Origin of the sequence: Legionella sp. PC997 (assembly GCF_014109825.1) — a bacterium.
Taxonomy (GTDB): domain Bacteria; phylum Pseudomonadota; class Gammaproteobacteria; order Legionellales; family Legionellaceae; genus Legionella.
This window is the reverse complement of sequence record NZ_CP059576.1, coordinates 473,102-489,066: the sequence shown is the minus strand read 5'-3', so window position 1 is coordinate 489,066 and position 15,965 is coordinate 473,102. Positions and strand designations below refer to the sequence as shown.

Below are 15,965 nucleotides of genomic sequence, written 5' to 3'. Positions count from 1 at the left end.
AGAATCCGTACAAGGCTAAACATAGGTCTTCTAAACCAAAGCATCCTCGGTTAATTGAGTTAAATAACCACATTGAATTAAATAATTAAGATATTGATTGAATACTGTTTTATCTATTTTGTCACAATAAATGTCATAATGAGCTAACTGAGTTTTTGTATAAGTACAATCAATTTTCGCTTTATTATTGTGAAGATATAAATCAAACAATGAATTGTCTTTATCCAATACTTTTTCTGTAAAAAAGGGACGCAATGGAGAGAGGGAGGAAGAGAGTTGACTTTGCTCTTTTATCATTCGTTTCCAGTTAGGATATGTGAGATCCTTTATTTTAAAGCCCTTGGCTCGTACATATTCAAATAACTGATCTACACTGACTTCCTGTGGATTGATTAAATGATATGTATCGGATTGCTGGGGTTTTTCTATAGCCAAACGAGTAATTGCTTTGGCGACGTAATCGACAGGAACAAAATTGAATCCAACATCCAATAGGGGGCGAGCTTCCAATTCAATACAGCCTTTAAGAATACGACAAACTATATCGTCCTGATTCCAATTACCGGTATGAGGGTCTCCAGTAATTAGACTCGGTCTGTAAACCACAGTGGGAATGTTATAGGTTCGGGCATGAAATACTAATTGTTCTGCCAACCACTTGGTTTGATTATACCCCCCATAAATTCCCTCTTGCGGTGTAAGTTCTGTCCGCTCGCTAATTACCCTATCATTCTTTAAGTCAGCGGACATAAAATAGCCTACGGTGGAAATATAATGCAGTGCTTTGCACTGTCTGTATCCAGCCAGATCAATGAGTTGTTTGGTTCCGAAGACATTGCTCGGTGCCATTTTTTGATAAGGATAGATAAAATTAAGTACCGCGGCTCCATGAAAAATAAGATCGACCGTATCCGCCAAGTAGTACCAATCATGCTTTGAAACACCCAAATTGGATTTTTCCAAATTGCCTAAAACAACTTTAATTCGCTCATGATAAGCTGGATTCCATATCCCATAGTATTCCATATTTTTTACGACTCTGCTGACTCCTAATGCGTGCGAATTGGCCTGAACAAGACAGGTAATCCGCCAGTCCGTATGGGATAAAAGCTCGCGAAGTAAATAAGCGCCTAAGAAACCGGTAGCTCCGGTTAATAAAGCATGTTGAGGAATAGCCTTGGGGAGTGAGGTAATATGGGGGGTGATGTTTTTATATCGATTAAACTCAGCAACCAAATCAATTGGATTCTCTTCCGTTAGCTGTTGCTCTTTGGTTTTACCTGTGAATAAATCCATAATTTCACCCAAGCTTGGATCCTTGAGTAGAAATTCAATGGATAGCTCTGCATCAATGCTTGTGGAGAGGGTGTAGTGTAACTCGCTCAGTTTCAGTGAACTGAGCCCCATTTCGCTTAACTTTTTATCTTTATCTAAAACTGTAATCTTTTTATTAAAAATAGGTTGGAGTATCTGAGCAATCTCTGCAGCTTCTGCATGAAGGATCTTTATGGGTTCCCCTGCTTCATTATTTGCACTCTTATCGATGCAGATAATATCTAAATCCCCTTGGAGATATTTTTTCTTACATAATAAACGTTGGGTTTTTCCGCTGGTTGTTTTAGGAACTGATTTACGCGCCACAAGAACTACAATGTCAGCATCGATTCCATGTGTTTGCAGCAGATTGCTCCGTATGGTTTTAATTATTTCCTCTGAATCCAGCCCCTCAACATCCTGTCTAACTTCTTGAACGATGACCAATAATTCACGCTCCTGTTCTTCTATGGAAAAAATGGCACAACCATACTCCTGCAACTGAGGATGGCATGCATGGATAGAATCTTCCAAATCATGCGGATAATAATTACGACCCCGAATAATCACGAGATCATTCAAACGACCCGTTACATAAAGTGATCCCTCATCCAAATAACCTAAATCTCCTGTGCGTAAAAAAGGAAAGTCTTTACTTTTAAGACGCGCATTAAAAGCGTGTTGTGTTTCTTGAGTTAATTGCCAATATCCCTGCGTAACACTTTGACTTGCCACCCATATTTCTCCAACCATCCGTGGCCCACACTCCTGCAAGGTTTCAGGATTTACAATAGCAAGATAACAACTGTCAAAGGGCTGTCCACAATTAATCAAACTGCGGGCATCAGGATGGGATTCATCGCAATAAAGCACCTCCCCCTGCTCAAGGGTCTTCTTATCTACCCATTGGTAGCTTATTCCCTGTTGGCGATTTCCTCCGGTGACCATCAATGTCGACTCAGCGAGTCCATAACAAGGATAAAAAACCTTTGGCGAAAACCCACACGATTCAAAGCGGTTTGTAAAACATTCAATGGTTGCCTTGCGAATAGGTTCTGCTCCACTCATTGCACACTGCAAGCTACTTAAATCCAAATGTTCTTTTTCTTCTTCAGTCACTCTATACGTACATAAATCGTAAGCGAAATTGGGAGCGACCGTAGCTGTGGCTTGATAATAGGTGATTATTTCTAACCAAATCGCTGGACGCTGCAAAAAGGTCAAGGGTGACATTAGTTTTACAGGAATCGTGCTAAAAACTGGCTGTAAGATCCCCCCAATGAGTCCCATATCATGATAATGAGGTAACCAAGACACGCTTATATCTTCTTCGGTGAGCTGATTCGCTTTTTCGATTACAAATAAATTATGCAGCAAATTACCATGACTCACCATAACGCCTTTTGGTTTTCCAGTAGAGCCTGAGGTGTATTGTAAAAAAGCAATATGATGTTGAGTAAGAAAAGGCGCACTCCAGTTCTCCGGGGTATTAATCCAATCTTCTGTTGTGATGAATTGAACCGCCGAATATTCATTATATTTTAAACTTAATTTTTTGATATGCAGCATAAGTTCTTTGGTGGTCAAAATTACATGTGCACCTGAATTCTGAATAATACGTTGGGATTTCTCAGCCCAATCTTTTGTAGAGGGTGGATAAGAGGGTACGGCAATAGTCCCTGCATACAAACAACCAAAAAAAGCAGAAATAAACTCTAGCCCGGGAGGATAAATAAGTAAGACACGATCACCTGGAGAGGTTAATTCGTGCAAAACGCTTGCTATTTTTTTTGCCTGTTCCGCTAACTCACGATAGGTGAGGCTCCTAGTTTCCTTTATTTTTCTGTGAATGAATGTATAGAGTGGAAAATCCGGATTTTTTTCTACTTTTTTTTCAAGTAAATCGACCAAACTTGTGTAACAATTTTCCCCCATACCACACCCCTAAATGAAGACTGAACTGATTGAGAACTGTATAAATACCCTTAAGGGTAATTTATTATGGAATATCTATTTGAAAAGTACAGTAATCTCAGACAAACTAAGAAAGTTAAACAAAGTTTCGTAGGACTAATGGAATGGCCAAATTCACAGTCAGAGCAATTCGGAAATTAAAAGAAGCCAGCGGTTATTCTTTTCATGGATTAAAAGCTGCCTTTCAAGACGAATTCGCATTTCGCCTTGAAATTTTGGCTGGCATCATCGCTTTACCCGTTGCCATTTTTATAGGAAAAACCTCCATTGAGCGGGCTTTATTAATCAGTACCTTACTCATCGTTATCATAGCTGAATTATTGAACTCAGCTATCGAAGCAACCTTGGATCGAATTGATAGCTCCTGGAATCCATTAACAAAAAAAGCCAAAGATTTAGGCTCTGCTGCTGTGTTCGTCACAATTATTAATGCCCTTGTTGTGTGGATTATAATTATTATTTCACATTTCTTTTCGTAACCGGACTCGCTGCACTAGGCTCCTATAAAATTAATGCGTAAATGTTGCCGTAGTTTGAATAAATTGAGTAATTTCCTCTAATTGAGTTTTGGCAAAATACTCATCTTGCTCTTTTTCCGGGTCGATCTGAGCCAACTTTTCGTACAGTTTCTCCATGTTCTTATGCCGGCCTTTACCCAAAATTTTCGAATGGCTAAAGAAGTAAAAGAATCCGGCTGTCGTTTTTGCTTGACCAATTTGATGTAATTGTTCCAATTGCTCTAAAGGAGATAAGGATGAACTTAAAATACGCCCAATTTTTCTCATTCCGGTGCTGTTCGTAGTCGTAAATTTTCTTGTTAATTGGTTCCCATTCACTATCACCTTGGCGCATTTATTAAAACTAGCTATTGCGTTTTTAAATTTCAAATTTTCCTGTTGCAGCATCCGAATTACTGTTTCTACATTAGGGTAAGGATTATCTTCATCCTCAAAATCTGCTCTACGATTTTCCTTTATCAATGTTTTTGACAATTCATAGTGAGAACGGGGTAAAGCAAATTTTGAAATTTCTTTATAAATTGCCTGTCTTTTCTGAAGCATTCCCCGATTAAATCCATGACTCAATAAATTCTCTTCATTTAATTGATTATTTCTAAATGGAAGTAAAGAATGCTTTGATTTTAATAAATTCATACGTTGATGATAGGCCTCAAATTCTGCAAAATGTTGCGACATGAGTGCCCATTTAGTATTGAAATCTTCATAAGCATCCATCCTTGCGGGCAGAGTAATTAAAAATTTATTAACTTGTTCGATTGTCGGACGCTCTTCAGGGATTCCACTTTGTAGATGACTCAGTAAGGTCTTAATATCTGCTAAAAGATGAGGATCAATTTTGGATACATCATAACCTGTAAATAAACCATCAAAACAATAGGGAGCTCGAGCTAAATCTCTCAGATCTAATGCTAATTCCTTAAATTTTAAAATTTCCTTTGCGCCAAAAATTTCGCCAAAAATTGCTGCTAAAGCATACATATCCGATTGATAAGTACTGCCCTGGCCTAGAATGACCTCGGGAGCCATATAAGCCAGAGTTCCTGATCGTCTTAGATTATTCTTTGAGTCGATGTCTTCAGCTAATCCAAAATCAATAAAAATAATATGAAATTGTCCCTTCTCTAATTTTTTATAGCAGATGTTTGCGGGCTTAAGATCGCGATGCACCACATTTTTTTGTTGCAACAAAAGTTTTTCACTTGCTATGCGTGCAGCCACTTCCAACCGGAATTGAAACGAATAATTATAGCTAGGAGTAAAAGGTAATAGCTTATCAAGACTGGTCCCACAATCTTCAAGGATTGTAAGCACTTTATCTCCTGCCCCAACAACACCCACAACATTCACACCATGCTTTTTTTGCCGTGCTGCTTCCTTTAAAGTCCGCGACAAAAGTTCAGCATAGCGTGTATCCTCGTTAGGCAGTTGTATTTTGACCACATCGTTTACAGGGATGAGTTGGGCATAATATCCCTTTTTTTTGGAGTCATGAGTGACAACAATTTTAAATTTTGATTCATTTACTGAGCCAAACCCACCTTTCCCCTTGTGAGTATTATCAATAATATGCCATTGATTGGCACCTGATCGGACTATATTATGACTAAAAGTAAATTGGGCTGCACTCGAAAAAAGGCTTAATTTTGACGATTTTTCTGAAATTGAACTATTAAACAAGGAAGGTAGAAAAGTTACCTCTTCTTTTTGTTTAAATAAAAATTTAGCCACTTTACTATCTAGGAAAATGGGGCCACTCTTATTTTTCCATACCACATCAAAATCAGTATACTTCATATTTTGTCCATAACACTTGAAGCAAAAAACAGGATGTCATAGTACCAGTTTCTTTTTAGAAGAAGAAAAAAAATTTAAATCCACTTACGAGAATTTTCGATTCGGGTTAATATAGACGCTTTACTGCATTCCCGTACTTATTAAACCCAAAAATGTCCATATCAGTACCTCATAAAAAACGTGTTTCCTGCGTTGTCCCAGTCTACAATGAAGAAGCAGGAATAGCCGAATTCATTGCTGCATTGACTGATACCTTGCAAAAACTTGGATATGCTTATGAAATACTTATTGTGGATGATGGAAGTCAGGACAATACCCCGTTGATTATTCAGCAGTTAAGATCTCAATTTGTGCTTCGCTGCATCCGTTTTAGTCGAAATTTTGGGAAAGAAAATGCCATAAGTGCAGGCCTTGATCACGCCCAAGGTGACGCCGTTATCCTAGTAGATGCTGATTTCCAACATCCCCTTGAACTTTTAAGTCAATTTCTTGCCAAATGGGAAGAAGGCTATGATATGGTTTATGCCGTCCGGCAAAATCGTTCCGATGAATCTTGGTTAAAAAGAACGTGCGCAAAGGCATTTTATCAATTTACCTCACGGATAAACCGGATCAACATCCCTGCAAATGCTGGGGATTTTAGACTGCTGGATCGGAAGATCGTAAAAGCACTCCAAAAATTACCTGAACGAAATCGTTTCATGAAGGGATTATACAGTTGGGTGGGGTTTAAACAAATTGCCATTCCTTTTGAGGTCCAACCTCGTAAAACAGGTACTTCACAATGGAACTTTTACTCGCTCTTGGATTTGGCCATCACCGGAATTACATCCTTTACTGCATTCCCCTTAAGAATGATTGCTATTGGTGGAATTAGCGTTGCTACCCTGGCCATACTCTATGGCGTGTGGATTATTATCAGTACCATGATTTTTGGCATAGAAACCCCGGGTTGGGCCACTATAGTCACTACAATTACTTTTTTTGGTGGTTTACAATTGTTTGCTTTAGGGGTAGTGGGTGAATACATCGGTCGAGTTTTTGATGAAGTCAAACACCGGCCCCATTACGTTATTGATGAGGAATCCAGTTTTGATGACAGCCCCATTAAAATTAAGGTATAGACTAATTTATTTTATAGGTATTGGTGGTTCTGCTGCATTAATCCACCTCTTTACTGTGTTCAATTTAGTGAAATTTATGCATGTGCAGGCCCTAATAGCCAACATTTTTGCTTTTTTAATTGCTTTCAATGTCAGCTTCTTAGGACACAAATATTTAACCTTTGCGCAATTGCATGATGAAAAAATCTTGAGCCTACCGCATTTTTTTCTAGTAGCTGTTTCTGCAGGACTAATTAATGAAATGCTTTATTTCTTACTTTTACGTTACACCACCTTAAATTACCTGTTTGCTTTATTTCTCGTCTTGGGATGTGTTTCCGTTTACAGCTTCATCATTTCAAGAGTTTGGGCTTGCCGTCAGATTATAAAGTAGTACTCGAGGACACAGGTAGAATCAAGAGATAGCTTGCATCTAATTGACTTAGCCAATCAAATTTCCACCTCACTTTGTTTCAGTATAATATCCTCTTCGCCTCGAATGCATTGTATTGTTCTCTTTTTTACATCGAAAACATATTGTAGTCTGCAATACTCTCTAGGGTTCGAAAGTAAATTGGGATTAAACACGACAAGATTAATTCCTTGTACATGACGAGCAGAGGGAACAATTAATAAAGGATGTCCTTCTTGAGCTACCCGTCTACCCGTTTCTTGGCATTGAGTATAATTATCCGAATCAACAAGCCAAGGAAACTCTTCTTTTTTTCCTGTTAGATCAAGCCCTAGTCCCTGGCAATAAACCTTTGCCACCCTTCTATCGATGATGATCATATCTTGGGTTTGAAAAATTTCCCAGGAATCCTTTATTTCTTGAATAAAATGATAGTTGGTTTCATATACCGTCGTTTTCAATGTTTCTGAGCCATACCAACACGCAATGGTACCGTCGCTGTAACGGGAGCTGGTTATTTTTTCAAATGGATAATCAATAAAATCATTCTTGCTGTAGTCAAATGCGCGTTGAATTAACGATTGGTGGGTTAAGTCAGGATGAGTATAACTTTCTATGGTATTGGCTGCATCCCAATTGACTGGATCATCACTGAGATCATCAAACAAATCTTGAGATACCTTGATGCCCCTTATATTTCTAAAAACATCTTGTGAATAGTCCCTGACTGTATCAAACAAAGACACGTTACTGCCCCCGCATAAAATCCGTAAGTCGTCTTATTTGAGCAATTCCAATATAACCTTGCTCCAGCATAAGGTCCAAAGGGCGAAGATTGTGAAGTTTCTGATTTCTTCCTTTTATCCATTGATAGACTACTTCTCGATTGTATGGATAAAGAATTCTCAAGTTTTTGTGGATTCCCAAGAGATTTCCTACCCGCTCGATTGTGTCTCTGCCCGATATGTGCGCAGTACCTTTTTTAAATTTGGCAAGTTGCGCGGGACTAATTCCTCCTAATAGTTCACATTCTTCTTCATTTTTCAATTGCCAATGTTTAAAGAGTGCAACTACATTCTGAGTATTGCGTTTCAGCACATCTTCAGTTAAATCCTGAGAGGTAAAAGGTGCCAAATGTAAATGGTTCATATCATAACCCTCTATTTATAGATAATTATAGTATATAAATAGATTTTTACAAGCAATTTATACGTGAGGGCACCTAGTAGAAGTGAAGAGAACTCGAAAGTTATCTTTTTTATAGGATTTTGGAGCTCATGGATTTTCAAAGGGAGCAGCGAGAATCCCCTGAACTACTTCAACAGGCTCGCGAATGATAAGACGATGTCCCACCATTTCTTTCACTTTAGGTAGAATGGCATCCACCTTTTCGACGGTATCGATGAATTGCACCATCAGGGGAAGCTTACTTCCTATGTCAACCAATGAGGTCGAAACAACAGGATTTTTAAGGGTGAATCCAGCTATTGCGCGTAAAACTGTTCCCCCTGCAATTTCGTGCTGATCCAGCATGCTTAATAGCTCAAGGTGCAAAGGACGATGTTGCCATTTATCTGCTTCATTAATATAGATAGAAACGCTTACATGATTCATACTAGATTGCCCGAGCGAGCGCTATGCCCGCAACCACAGCCAATAATGAAAAAAGATTATTGCAAATAAAATTTAGCGCAGCAAGTGCGTAATCACTTTGTTCAATCAGTACATAGGTTTCATAGCTGTAACTAGAAAAAGTTGTATAAGCACCACAAAACCCAACCGCTACAAAGGAGCGCCATCTAGGATCGACTTCCACTCGTTCTAAAGTCCAAGCAAGAAAAAAGCCTAAAATGAAGCTTCCCGTAAGATTAACAATGAAGGTTCCAAAAGGAATATCTGCTGATAAATATCTAACGGAAAAACGACTCACGAGATAACGTAAATTCGCACCCATGATCGCCCCGCAAGAGATCCAAAACACGTCATTCAAAGGTTCTTCCTTTTTCCAAATAGAGTATAATTGTCTAAAAAGATCATACATAAAAAGAGTAAACGAGTAAATTTAACCTTGAATTGCTTTAGGAATACTCAAGAGGTTCATCTTGCTCTAACTGAATATGAAACTCCTCGCAATCTTTTAAAAAATCATTACTTGAAAAATAATTAAATTCTTTAATCCGCGCTTGAGCGATAGGATCGGAATTATTTGAACTTTCGCCTGGGTGACACATAAACAAAGTATTGTTCTTCGCGAAAAGCATCCAATTTCTAAATAATTCTCTATAGTTTGTGTTGGGTGCAAAATCATAAATTCCTGAAAAATACTGATTATGTGGGATGTTTAATTTAATGCATTGTTTCGTTAAGGCCTTTCCTCCAGTAAAACGAAGTACTTTCGCTTTAAATCGATATTGGGGCAGATTAATAGCAGGCCACGTGGAGCGAATATAAGTCCCATAATTTCGCAATTCTTGAGTATAAAGATCTAACACCACTTTCCGTATCACAGGAAATTGATGAACATGCTGGTGGCCATCAATAAAATCAGGGGGTTGTTGCATGATTTTAGTAAATTGTTCCAATTGAGCTAAAAATTCTTTGGCAATGAACGATAGTTTCACGGAGCGCATATGTGTTTTTATTAATAATTCAGCTAAAGTAAAGCCCGATTGTCCCGGAATTGAGGTTAAATAACCTTCGGTTAGATTGAAATGTAAGCCAATTTTGATGGGCTTGCTTTTTTTTAAAGCAAGAAGTTGTTTTGCATAAAAAATAAAACCGGGCATATTTACCATGCAACTAACAGCAGACAACCGTCCCATGCTTATTAATTTAAGAATTCCTTCTGAAACCCCGGAGTCTAAGCCAAAATCATCTGCACACAAGGTTATGGTTTTCGAATGAATCATTGAGGGCCAATATTAATAACAAAGGCATATAATATATCATTTTCTCAATCAAGTTATAGCCTGGGTGCCAAGAGGTGAATCTCAAGTTGCGCATCGCTGCTGCACCCAAGTCCCATTACCATCCCATGGCCAGATTTATTCTATGCGGTTTCCGACTGTACTCTAACGGTAAAAAAGCGGGCGCCCAAGATATTGATGCACAAACCGCCGATGACTAATAATCCGGCAGCAAGTTTCCATAACTGAAACGGTTCCCCAAGAACTAGAACTGAACTAAGGATAGCAACAATAGGTACCAATAAAGTAAATGGAGCAACTACTCCCACTGGATAACGGGCGATGAGCCAGTTCCAAACTCCATAACCTATCCAAGTGGATGCACACACAATGTAGGCTAATGACAGAGCACCTCGCCAACTTATATGTTCATAGGTATAAACCCAATTAGCAGGTCCCTCAACGATTAAAGAAAAGAGAAACATAGGTAGACATGCAACAAAACTACCCCAGACAATAATTGCCATCATATTGTCATTCGTCCCTTTAATTTTCTTAGTAATTAGGTTCCCAAATCCCCAAGTGGCAGCAGCGGCAAGAATTAAAATAAAACCGGGCAAAGAGATTTCACTATCAAAATGCATGGCAACCAAGCCAATTCCAAGCGAAGCTACTAACGCGCCAATAATCTGCCCCATATTAGGTTGCTCACCTAAAAAAATTACAGCAAAAAACATACTAAAGAAAACCTGGGTTTGCATGAGTAAAGAGGCCATTCCAGCAGGCATACCGATGTTCATACCCATAAAGAGAAAAGAAAATTGCAAAGCAAACATAACAAAGCCATAAAGGACAATTACTCTGAATGAGCCTTGAGGAACTTTGATGAAAAATATAGCCGGAACACTTGCTAATAAAAAACGGAGGGAACAGAGCAACAGCGGTGAAATTTCTTCCAGTCCAAAAGAAACAAAAAGAAAGTTTACCCCCCAAATTACCACAACTAAAAGAGCCAATAAAAGATGTGAAATAGGCATTGTTGAGCGATCCGACAAAAACCACATTTTAGCCTAAATGCGGTAATAAAGCTATTTGTTTAGTCTAATTTTTAATCACTTAAGTGATCAAAAAAAGTAACCTTTGGTTGCTAATAAAGTTAGACGGGGCAGGTATTATCACAAATTAATTTCTATTTTTAATCCATCAGGTTAAACTGGATAACTTTTCGAAAGGAGTTTAAAAAAAACTTTTTAACTGCCAAAGAGTGCCTAATTTTCAAGGTTCCGGTGCTTCACCTTAAGAGGTTTATGTAACTCCAATTTTTATAGTTTAAATGATGAAAGAAATTATTCTTGCTACCAGTAATCCTGGAAAAATTAAAGAATTGCGCGATTTATTAGCGCCTATTCATTGTATTCCACAAACCGATTTGGGAATTTCAGATGCGGTTGAAAATGGTTTAAGCTTTATTGAAAATGCACTTATCAAAGCGCGTCATGCTAGTCTACATGCAGGAAAACCTGCTTTAGCTGATGATTCAGGGCTAGTAGTTCCTGCATTAAACGGTGAACCAGGAATCTATTCCGCACGTTATGCAGGCGCCAATGCAACCGATGCGGAGAATATCCATTTGTTATTGGAAAAAATAGCCCATATTCCTTTACAACAGCGCGAAGCTTGGTTTTACTGTGCCATCGCAGTGGTGCAACATGCAAAAGATCCTACTCCAATCATCGCAACCGGTCGATGTAAAGGAGTGATCCAGGACATTCCTCTGGGGGAAGGTGGATTTGGTTATGATCCCATATTTTATATTCCTGAGTTTGAATGCACGGTGGCTCAATTACCTGCTAAAATTAAAAATAATATCAGTCACCGCGCACATGCCTTAAAGCAATTGCGTGATCTACTTAAGAATTGATGATGGATACGGATGCACTCTTTGCACAAGCATATAAATTTCAATATGAAGGTCAACTGCCCCAAGCCATAAGCCTTTATGAACAAATATTGTCCCAGGAGCCCAAGCATCTAAATACCCTGCATTTTTTAGGACTCACTTATGCTCAACTAGGTGACATGGATAACGCAATTCTCTATCTGTTACAAGCGCTTTCCTTAAGTCCTGATAATGCCAGTCTGCTTAATAACCTAGCGAACGCTTACAAGAAATTACATCAGCTTGATAAAGCAACAGAGTATTATCAACAAGCCATAAAACTGCAGCCCGATTATGCCCAAGCTCATAATAATTTAGGGACAGTTTATGCTTTGCAAAATAATTATCCACAAGCATTATTACACTATACTCGAGCAGTTCATGCTGAACCTGATTTTAGTGCAGCTCATTTTAATTTGGGCTTATTGTTGTTGCAAAATAACCAATTGGATGCGGCTAAAATTCAATTTAATAATGTCGTTTCTTTAAATCCTTTTCATACGGAAGCACTGTTCTATCTCGGTGTTTTGCACCTCGAAAAAAATGCACTTGTCGAAGCAGAAAAAGCTTTTCAAAATGTTTTAGAGCAAGATAGCAGGCAAATAGAGGCACTTTCCAACTTAGGCGTCATTGCTTTAAAAAGACAACAAAACCAACTGGCAATCGATTATTTCAGTAAAGCATTAGCCCTGGACAACGAGAATATTGAAGCCCGTAATAATTTGGCAGCAACATTCATGCACCATGATCGTTTTGAAAATGCGCTCATGCATTATGATGTGTTATTGCAAAAAGAACCTGATAATATTGAATATTTATATAATTCCGGCGTAGCGCAAATGGCTTTAGGTCATTTAAATGAAGCCGTTATTCTTTTTGACCATATACTCGACTTAGAACCCACCCATACCTCATCGCTGAATAATCTGGCCGCAATTTACATTAAGTTAGAACAAAGAGATAAAGCAAGAGAGTATCTAGAACGTGCACTGGCGATTAATCCCCAAGATACAATAAGTGCCCATATGTTTCACGCAATCACTGGGGATGAGCAAGCAAAAACTACTCCCGAATATGCCCATAATTTATTTAACAACTACGCGCTTTATTATGATCAGCATATGAAAGGGACACTAAATTATTCCATCCCGCAACATGTGGCACGTGTAGTTCATCAACTCGAATTACCAATGAACACCCACACTTTAGATTTAGGTTGCGGCACGGGTTTAACCGGGATCGTTCTTCGAGATATAAGTAAACACTTAACCGGCGTTGATATCGCAGAAAAAATGTTGGCTCAGGCCAAAGAAAAAGAAATTTATGACAATTTGGTGAAAGCTGAAATCAACCAATTTCTAATACAAAATAAAGCATTTTATGATCTCATTGTCGCAGCCGATGTATTACCTTATTTTGGTGAACTGGACGGACTCTTTCATACTATTTACCACCATTTAAAACCTAAAGGCTATTTTATCTTTAGTACTGAGATCAGTTCGACTATCCCTTGGTCGCTTGAAGCGAGTGCACGTTTCAGCCATCATCCTGATTATATTAAAAAATTAGCAGAACAAAATCAGTTTCGATTGCTCCTGCAGGAAAAAATTCCAGGACGAGTTCAAAATAAAAGTATTTTGGAGGTTATGCTCTATGTTTTAACAATTTGAGTACTCAAAGCAAGAAAATAAAATAGTAATATACTATATATAGGGGTTTAGGAAATGACTCTGTCAATTTTATGATAGAGCAAGGAGCTTATATGTCAAAGCCCATTAAAGGACATAAGTTTATCGAGACGCCGCAACTAACTTCCAGTGAACAGCGCGAGATTGATCGAAAAATTGAATTTGAAACAGCTAAATCCTTTCACAGCATGGTCAAGCTTGGTGCATTTGCCAATATTGTTGGTGCTTTTTTTTACGTTTTAGCGGTTTATAGTACAACCAGACCTGTGTTAATCATTTCATGGTACTCTATTTTGGTGCTTGCCAACTTGCTCAATGTCCTATGGGCTTTTCGTTTTGAATACAAGCATATAACTCGCGAAGAAATTCTTAAATGTCGGAAAGGATTCCTTTACCTTGTTATTTTAATCTGTCTGATATGGAGCAGTATTGGTATTTTGTTTATGGATGATGGAATGGATCAACGAATGACCACCATTATCTTTTTGTCTGCTGTTCTAATTTGTTTTTCCTTCTCGACGGCAATTGATTTAACCATGGGTGTAAGCAGTATTGTTTGTTTACTCACCCCTACCATTTTATATCATTTCTTCCTAATCATTGACTTATTTCATTCTGAGGCGAGTCATATAAGTATGTCGGTTACGGGCTCCTTTTTCGTGCTCGGGATATTTATGCTCGTGGCTTGCTTTGTAGGGAATAGAATCATTTTAAAAGTATTTCGTCTGGGTTATGAGAATGCTTTACTGAACCATAAACTCGAAGATATGAATACTTTGTTAGAACAACGAGTTAAAGAACGCACTGAAGAATTAGAACAATCGCTTAAATTAGTAACCTATCAAGCCACACATGATTTATTAACCGATTTACCTAATGAACGTTTTCTCTTTGATCACATTCAGGATATAACGGAACGAGCGGTTAGAGAACACCAAAAATTTGCCATTGCTTGTTTTTCATTAAACAATATGATGAAAATTAATGATAGTATCGGTCATCAAGCATCCGCTACCATTATTCACCGCATCGCCCAACGTTTTGCCCAACTTGCAGAAAAGAATAAAAAATATTTCATTTCTCTATTACGCAAAGATGTATTTGTTATTTTAATCGATCCAATCATTGATTCTCTGGAAGCAGAAGACAGTGCTCAGGAATTATTTGTTGTATTAGAAAATCCAGTGTATGTTGCCCAACAAGAATTAAACTTAACAGCAAGTGTGGGTATCAGTATATTTCCGAATGATGGCCGCGATGTAGATACCTTGATTACGCACGCAGAAGCCGCACGAACATTAGCTACCGAGCGTGGAGGAAATAGCGTACGTATTTTCAATACCGTAATTACTGCCGATGCCTCCAGACAATTAAATATAGAAAATCAACTGTATCGTGCTATTGAAAATCACGAATTCATATTAAATTACCAACCATTTATTGATTTAAGAACGGGAACAGTTTGTGGTGCCGAGGCTTTAATACGTTGGAAAAATCCTGTATTAGGACTGCTCTCCCCATTGGAGTTTATCCCTTTAGCCGAGGCCAACGGTATGATTCTTCCGATTGGTGAATGGGTATTAAACACCGCATGCCATCAATTGAAACAATGGCATGACAGCGGCTTTAAATTAGTTATGTCCGTTAATTTGTCAGCAAAACAGCTAGTCCAACAAGATCTGGTTGAGCGTATCGAGAAAATTTTAAATCAACTGCAGCTATCCCCCAAGTTTCTTGAACTTGAACTAACAGAGTCCAATGCATTTCAAAACGACGCCATCCCAATTATTAATAAATTTACCGAAATGGGGATCTCCCTAGCCATTGATGACTTCGGTACTGGTTATTCTGAATTTGGTAATCTTAAGCTCTTTAAAGTCAATAAAATAAAAATTGATAAGACCTTTATCCAAGATGTTGACGTCAGTATTGATAGTAGAAATATTGTAATAAACACCATTGCTTTGGCTCATCGAATGAATATTGATTGTCTGGCTGAAGGTGTAGAAACGTTAGAACAAATTAAATTTTTAAAAGAAAATGGTTGTTACATTATGCAAGGCTATTACTTTAGTAAGCCACTGGATGTCAAAGATTTTTCTGAATTTTTAAAAGCACACGCCACAAATACCTATGAAGCTTTGACTAATTGGTAAACATCTATCGACAGTGCAAAATGAGGCCAACCTGGACTCTCTTGGGTTGTAAACCCGGGTTACGCTCCCTTATACACTAGCTGCAATAATATCTCTCAAGATAAGGATGACATTATTTGCGAGTATTGATAGCATGGTGCAACCCAACTGTGACTTAG

At 38.1% G+C, this 15,965-nt stretch carries 14 protein-coding genes; 6 read left to right on the top strand and 8 right to left on the bottom strand.

From position 1 onward, the window contains the following. Positions 1-30 precede the first annotated feature (30 nt). The gene (locus HBNCFIEN_RS02105; protein WP_182392503.1) at positions 31-3,249 is read right to left on the bottom strand and encodes a thioester reductase domain-containing protein; all 3,219 of its coding nucleotides are present in this window, start codon (positions 3,247-3,249) and stop codon (positions 31-33) included. Between the two features lie 143 nt (positions 3,250-3,392). On the opposite strand from HBNCFIEN_RS02105, the gene HBNCFIEN_RS02100 reads away from it, so the two are divergent. Then, positions 3,393-3,767: a diacylglycerol kinase gene (locus tag HBNCFIEN_RS02100; RefSeq protein ID WP_182392502.1), complete on the top strand. Its 375-nt coding sequence runs from the start codon at positions 3,393-3,395 to the stop codon at positions 3,765-3,767. A gap of 30 nt (positions 3,768-3,797) precedes the next feature. On the opposite strand, the gene HBNCFIEN_RS02095 is transcribed toward HBNCFIEN_RS02100, so the two are convergent. Continuing rightward, positions 3,798-5,603, bottom strand: a complete 1,806-nt coding sequence (locus HBNCFIEN_RS02095; protein WP_182392501.1) for a protein kinase — start codon at positions 5,601-5,603, stop codon at positions 3,798-3,800. 152 nt (positions 5,604-5,755) lie between these two features. Between HBNCFIEN_RS02095 and HBNCFIEN_RS02090 the strand changes: the two genes are divergently transcribed. Together HBNCFIEN_RS02090 and HBNCFIEN_RS02085 are read left to right on the top strand one after the other, a co-directional pair. Further along, complete coding sequence (locus HBNCFIEN_RS02090; RefSeq protein ID WP_182392500.1) at positions 5,756-6,727, top strand: glycosyltransferase family 2 protein; 972 nt, start codon at positions 5,756-5,758, stop codon at positions 6,725-6,727. Next, positions 6,699-7,100 carry a GtrA family protein gene (locus HBNCFIEN_RS02085; RefSeq protein WP_182392499.1) on the top strand — a complete coding sequence of 134 codons (402 nt, stop codon included), beginning with the start codon at positions 6,699-6,701 and terminating at the stop codon, positions 7,098-7,100. The genes HBNCFIEN_RS02090 and HBNCFIEN_RS02085 overlap by 29 nt, the downstream gene beginning before the upstream one ends. 56 nt (positions 7,101-7,156) lie before the next feature. On the opposite strand, the gene HBNCFIEN_RS02080 is transcribed toward HBNCFIEN_RS02085, so the two are convergent. The 6 genes from HBNCFIEN_RS02080 to HBNCFIEN_RS02055 all read right to left on the bottom strand — a co-directional run bounded on the left by HBNCFIEN_RS02080 (position 7,157) and on the right by HBNCFIEN_RS02055 (position 11,061). Further along, positions 7,157-7,864, bottom strand: coding sequence for an RES family NAD+ phosphorylase (locus tag HBNCFIEN_RS02080; protein WP_182392498.1), 708 nt, complete (start codon positions 7,862-7,864; stop codon positions 7,157-7,159). 1 nt (position 7,865) lies between these two features. After that, a complete protein-coding gene (locus HBNCFIEN_RS02075) occupies positions 7,866-8,267 on the bottom strand; it encodes a hypothetical protein (RefSeq protein WP_182392497.1) in 402 nt (133 codons plus the stop codon). A 126-nt stretch (positions 8,268-8,393) separates the two neighbouring features. Then, on the bottom strand, positions 8,394-8,732 hold the full coding sequence (locus HBNCFIEN_RS02070; RefSeq protein WP_182392496.1) for a DUF190 domain-containing protein: 339 nt from the start codon (positions 8,730-8,732) through the stop codon (positions 8,394-8,396). Between the two features lies 1 nt (position 8,733). Next, entirely contained in the window at positions 8,734-9,099 is a 366-nt protein-coding gene (gene crcB, locus HBNCFIEN_RS02065; protein WP_255464402.1) for a fluoride efflux transporter CrcB, read from the bottom strand. 97 nt (positions 9,100-9,196) lie between these two features. Further along, positions 9,197-10,027, bottom strand: coding sequence for a ChbG/HpnK family deacetylase (locus HBNCFIEN_RS02060; RefSeq protein WP_182392494.1), 831 nt, complete (start codon positions 10,025-10,027; stop codon positions 9,197-9,199). Between the two features lie 140 nt (positions 10,028-10,167). Continuing rightward, positions 10,168-11,061, bottom strand: coding sequence for an EamA family transporter (locus tag HBNCFIEN_RS02055; RefSeq protein WP_182392493.1), 894 nt, complete (start codon positions 11,059-11,061; stop codon positions 10,168-10,170). A gap of 299 nt (positions 11,062-11,360) precedes the next feature. On the opposite strand from HBNCFIEN_RS02055, the gene rdgB reads away from it, so the two are divergent. From rdgB to HBNCFIEN_RS02040, 3 genes are all read left to right on the top strand, one after another. Beyond that, positions 11,361-11,945: an RdgB/HAM1 family non-canonical purine NTP pyrophosphatase gene (gene rdgB / locus HBNCFIEN_RS02050; RefSeq protein ID WP_182393585.1), complete on the top strand. Its 585-nt coding sequence runs from the start codon at positions 11,361-11,363 to the stop codon at positions 11,943-11,945. Positions 11,946-11,947: 2 nt separating this feature from the next. Further along, positions 11,948-13,633 carry a tetratricopeptide repeat protein gene (locus HBNCFIEN_RS02045; RefSeq protein WP_182393584.1) on the top strand — a complete coding sequence of 562 codons (1,686 nt, stop codon included), beginning with the start codon at positions 11,948-11,950 and terminating at the stop codon, positions 13,631-13,633. Between the two features lie 92 nt (positions 13,634-13,725). Next, positions 13,726-15,807: a bifunctional diguanylate cyclase/phosphodiesterase gene (locus tag HBNCFIEN_RS02040; RefSeq protein ID WP_182392492.1), complete on the top strand. Its 2,082-nt coding sequence runs from the start codon at positions 13,726-13,728 to the stop codon at positions 15,805-15,807. Positions 15,808-15,965 lie beyond the last annotated feature (158 nt).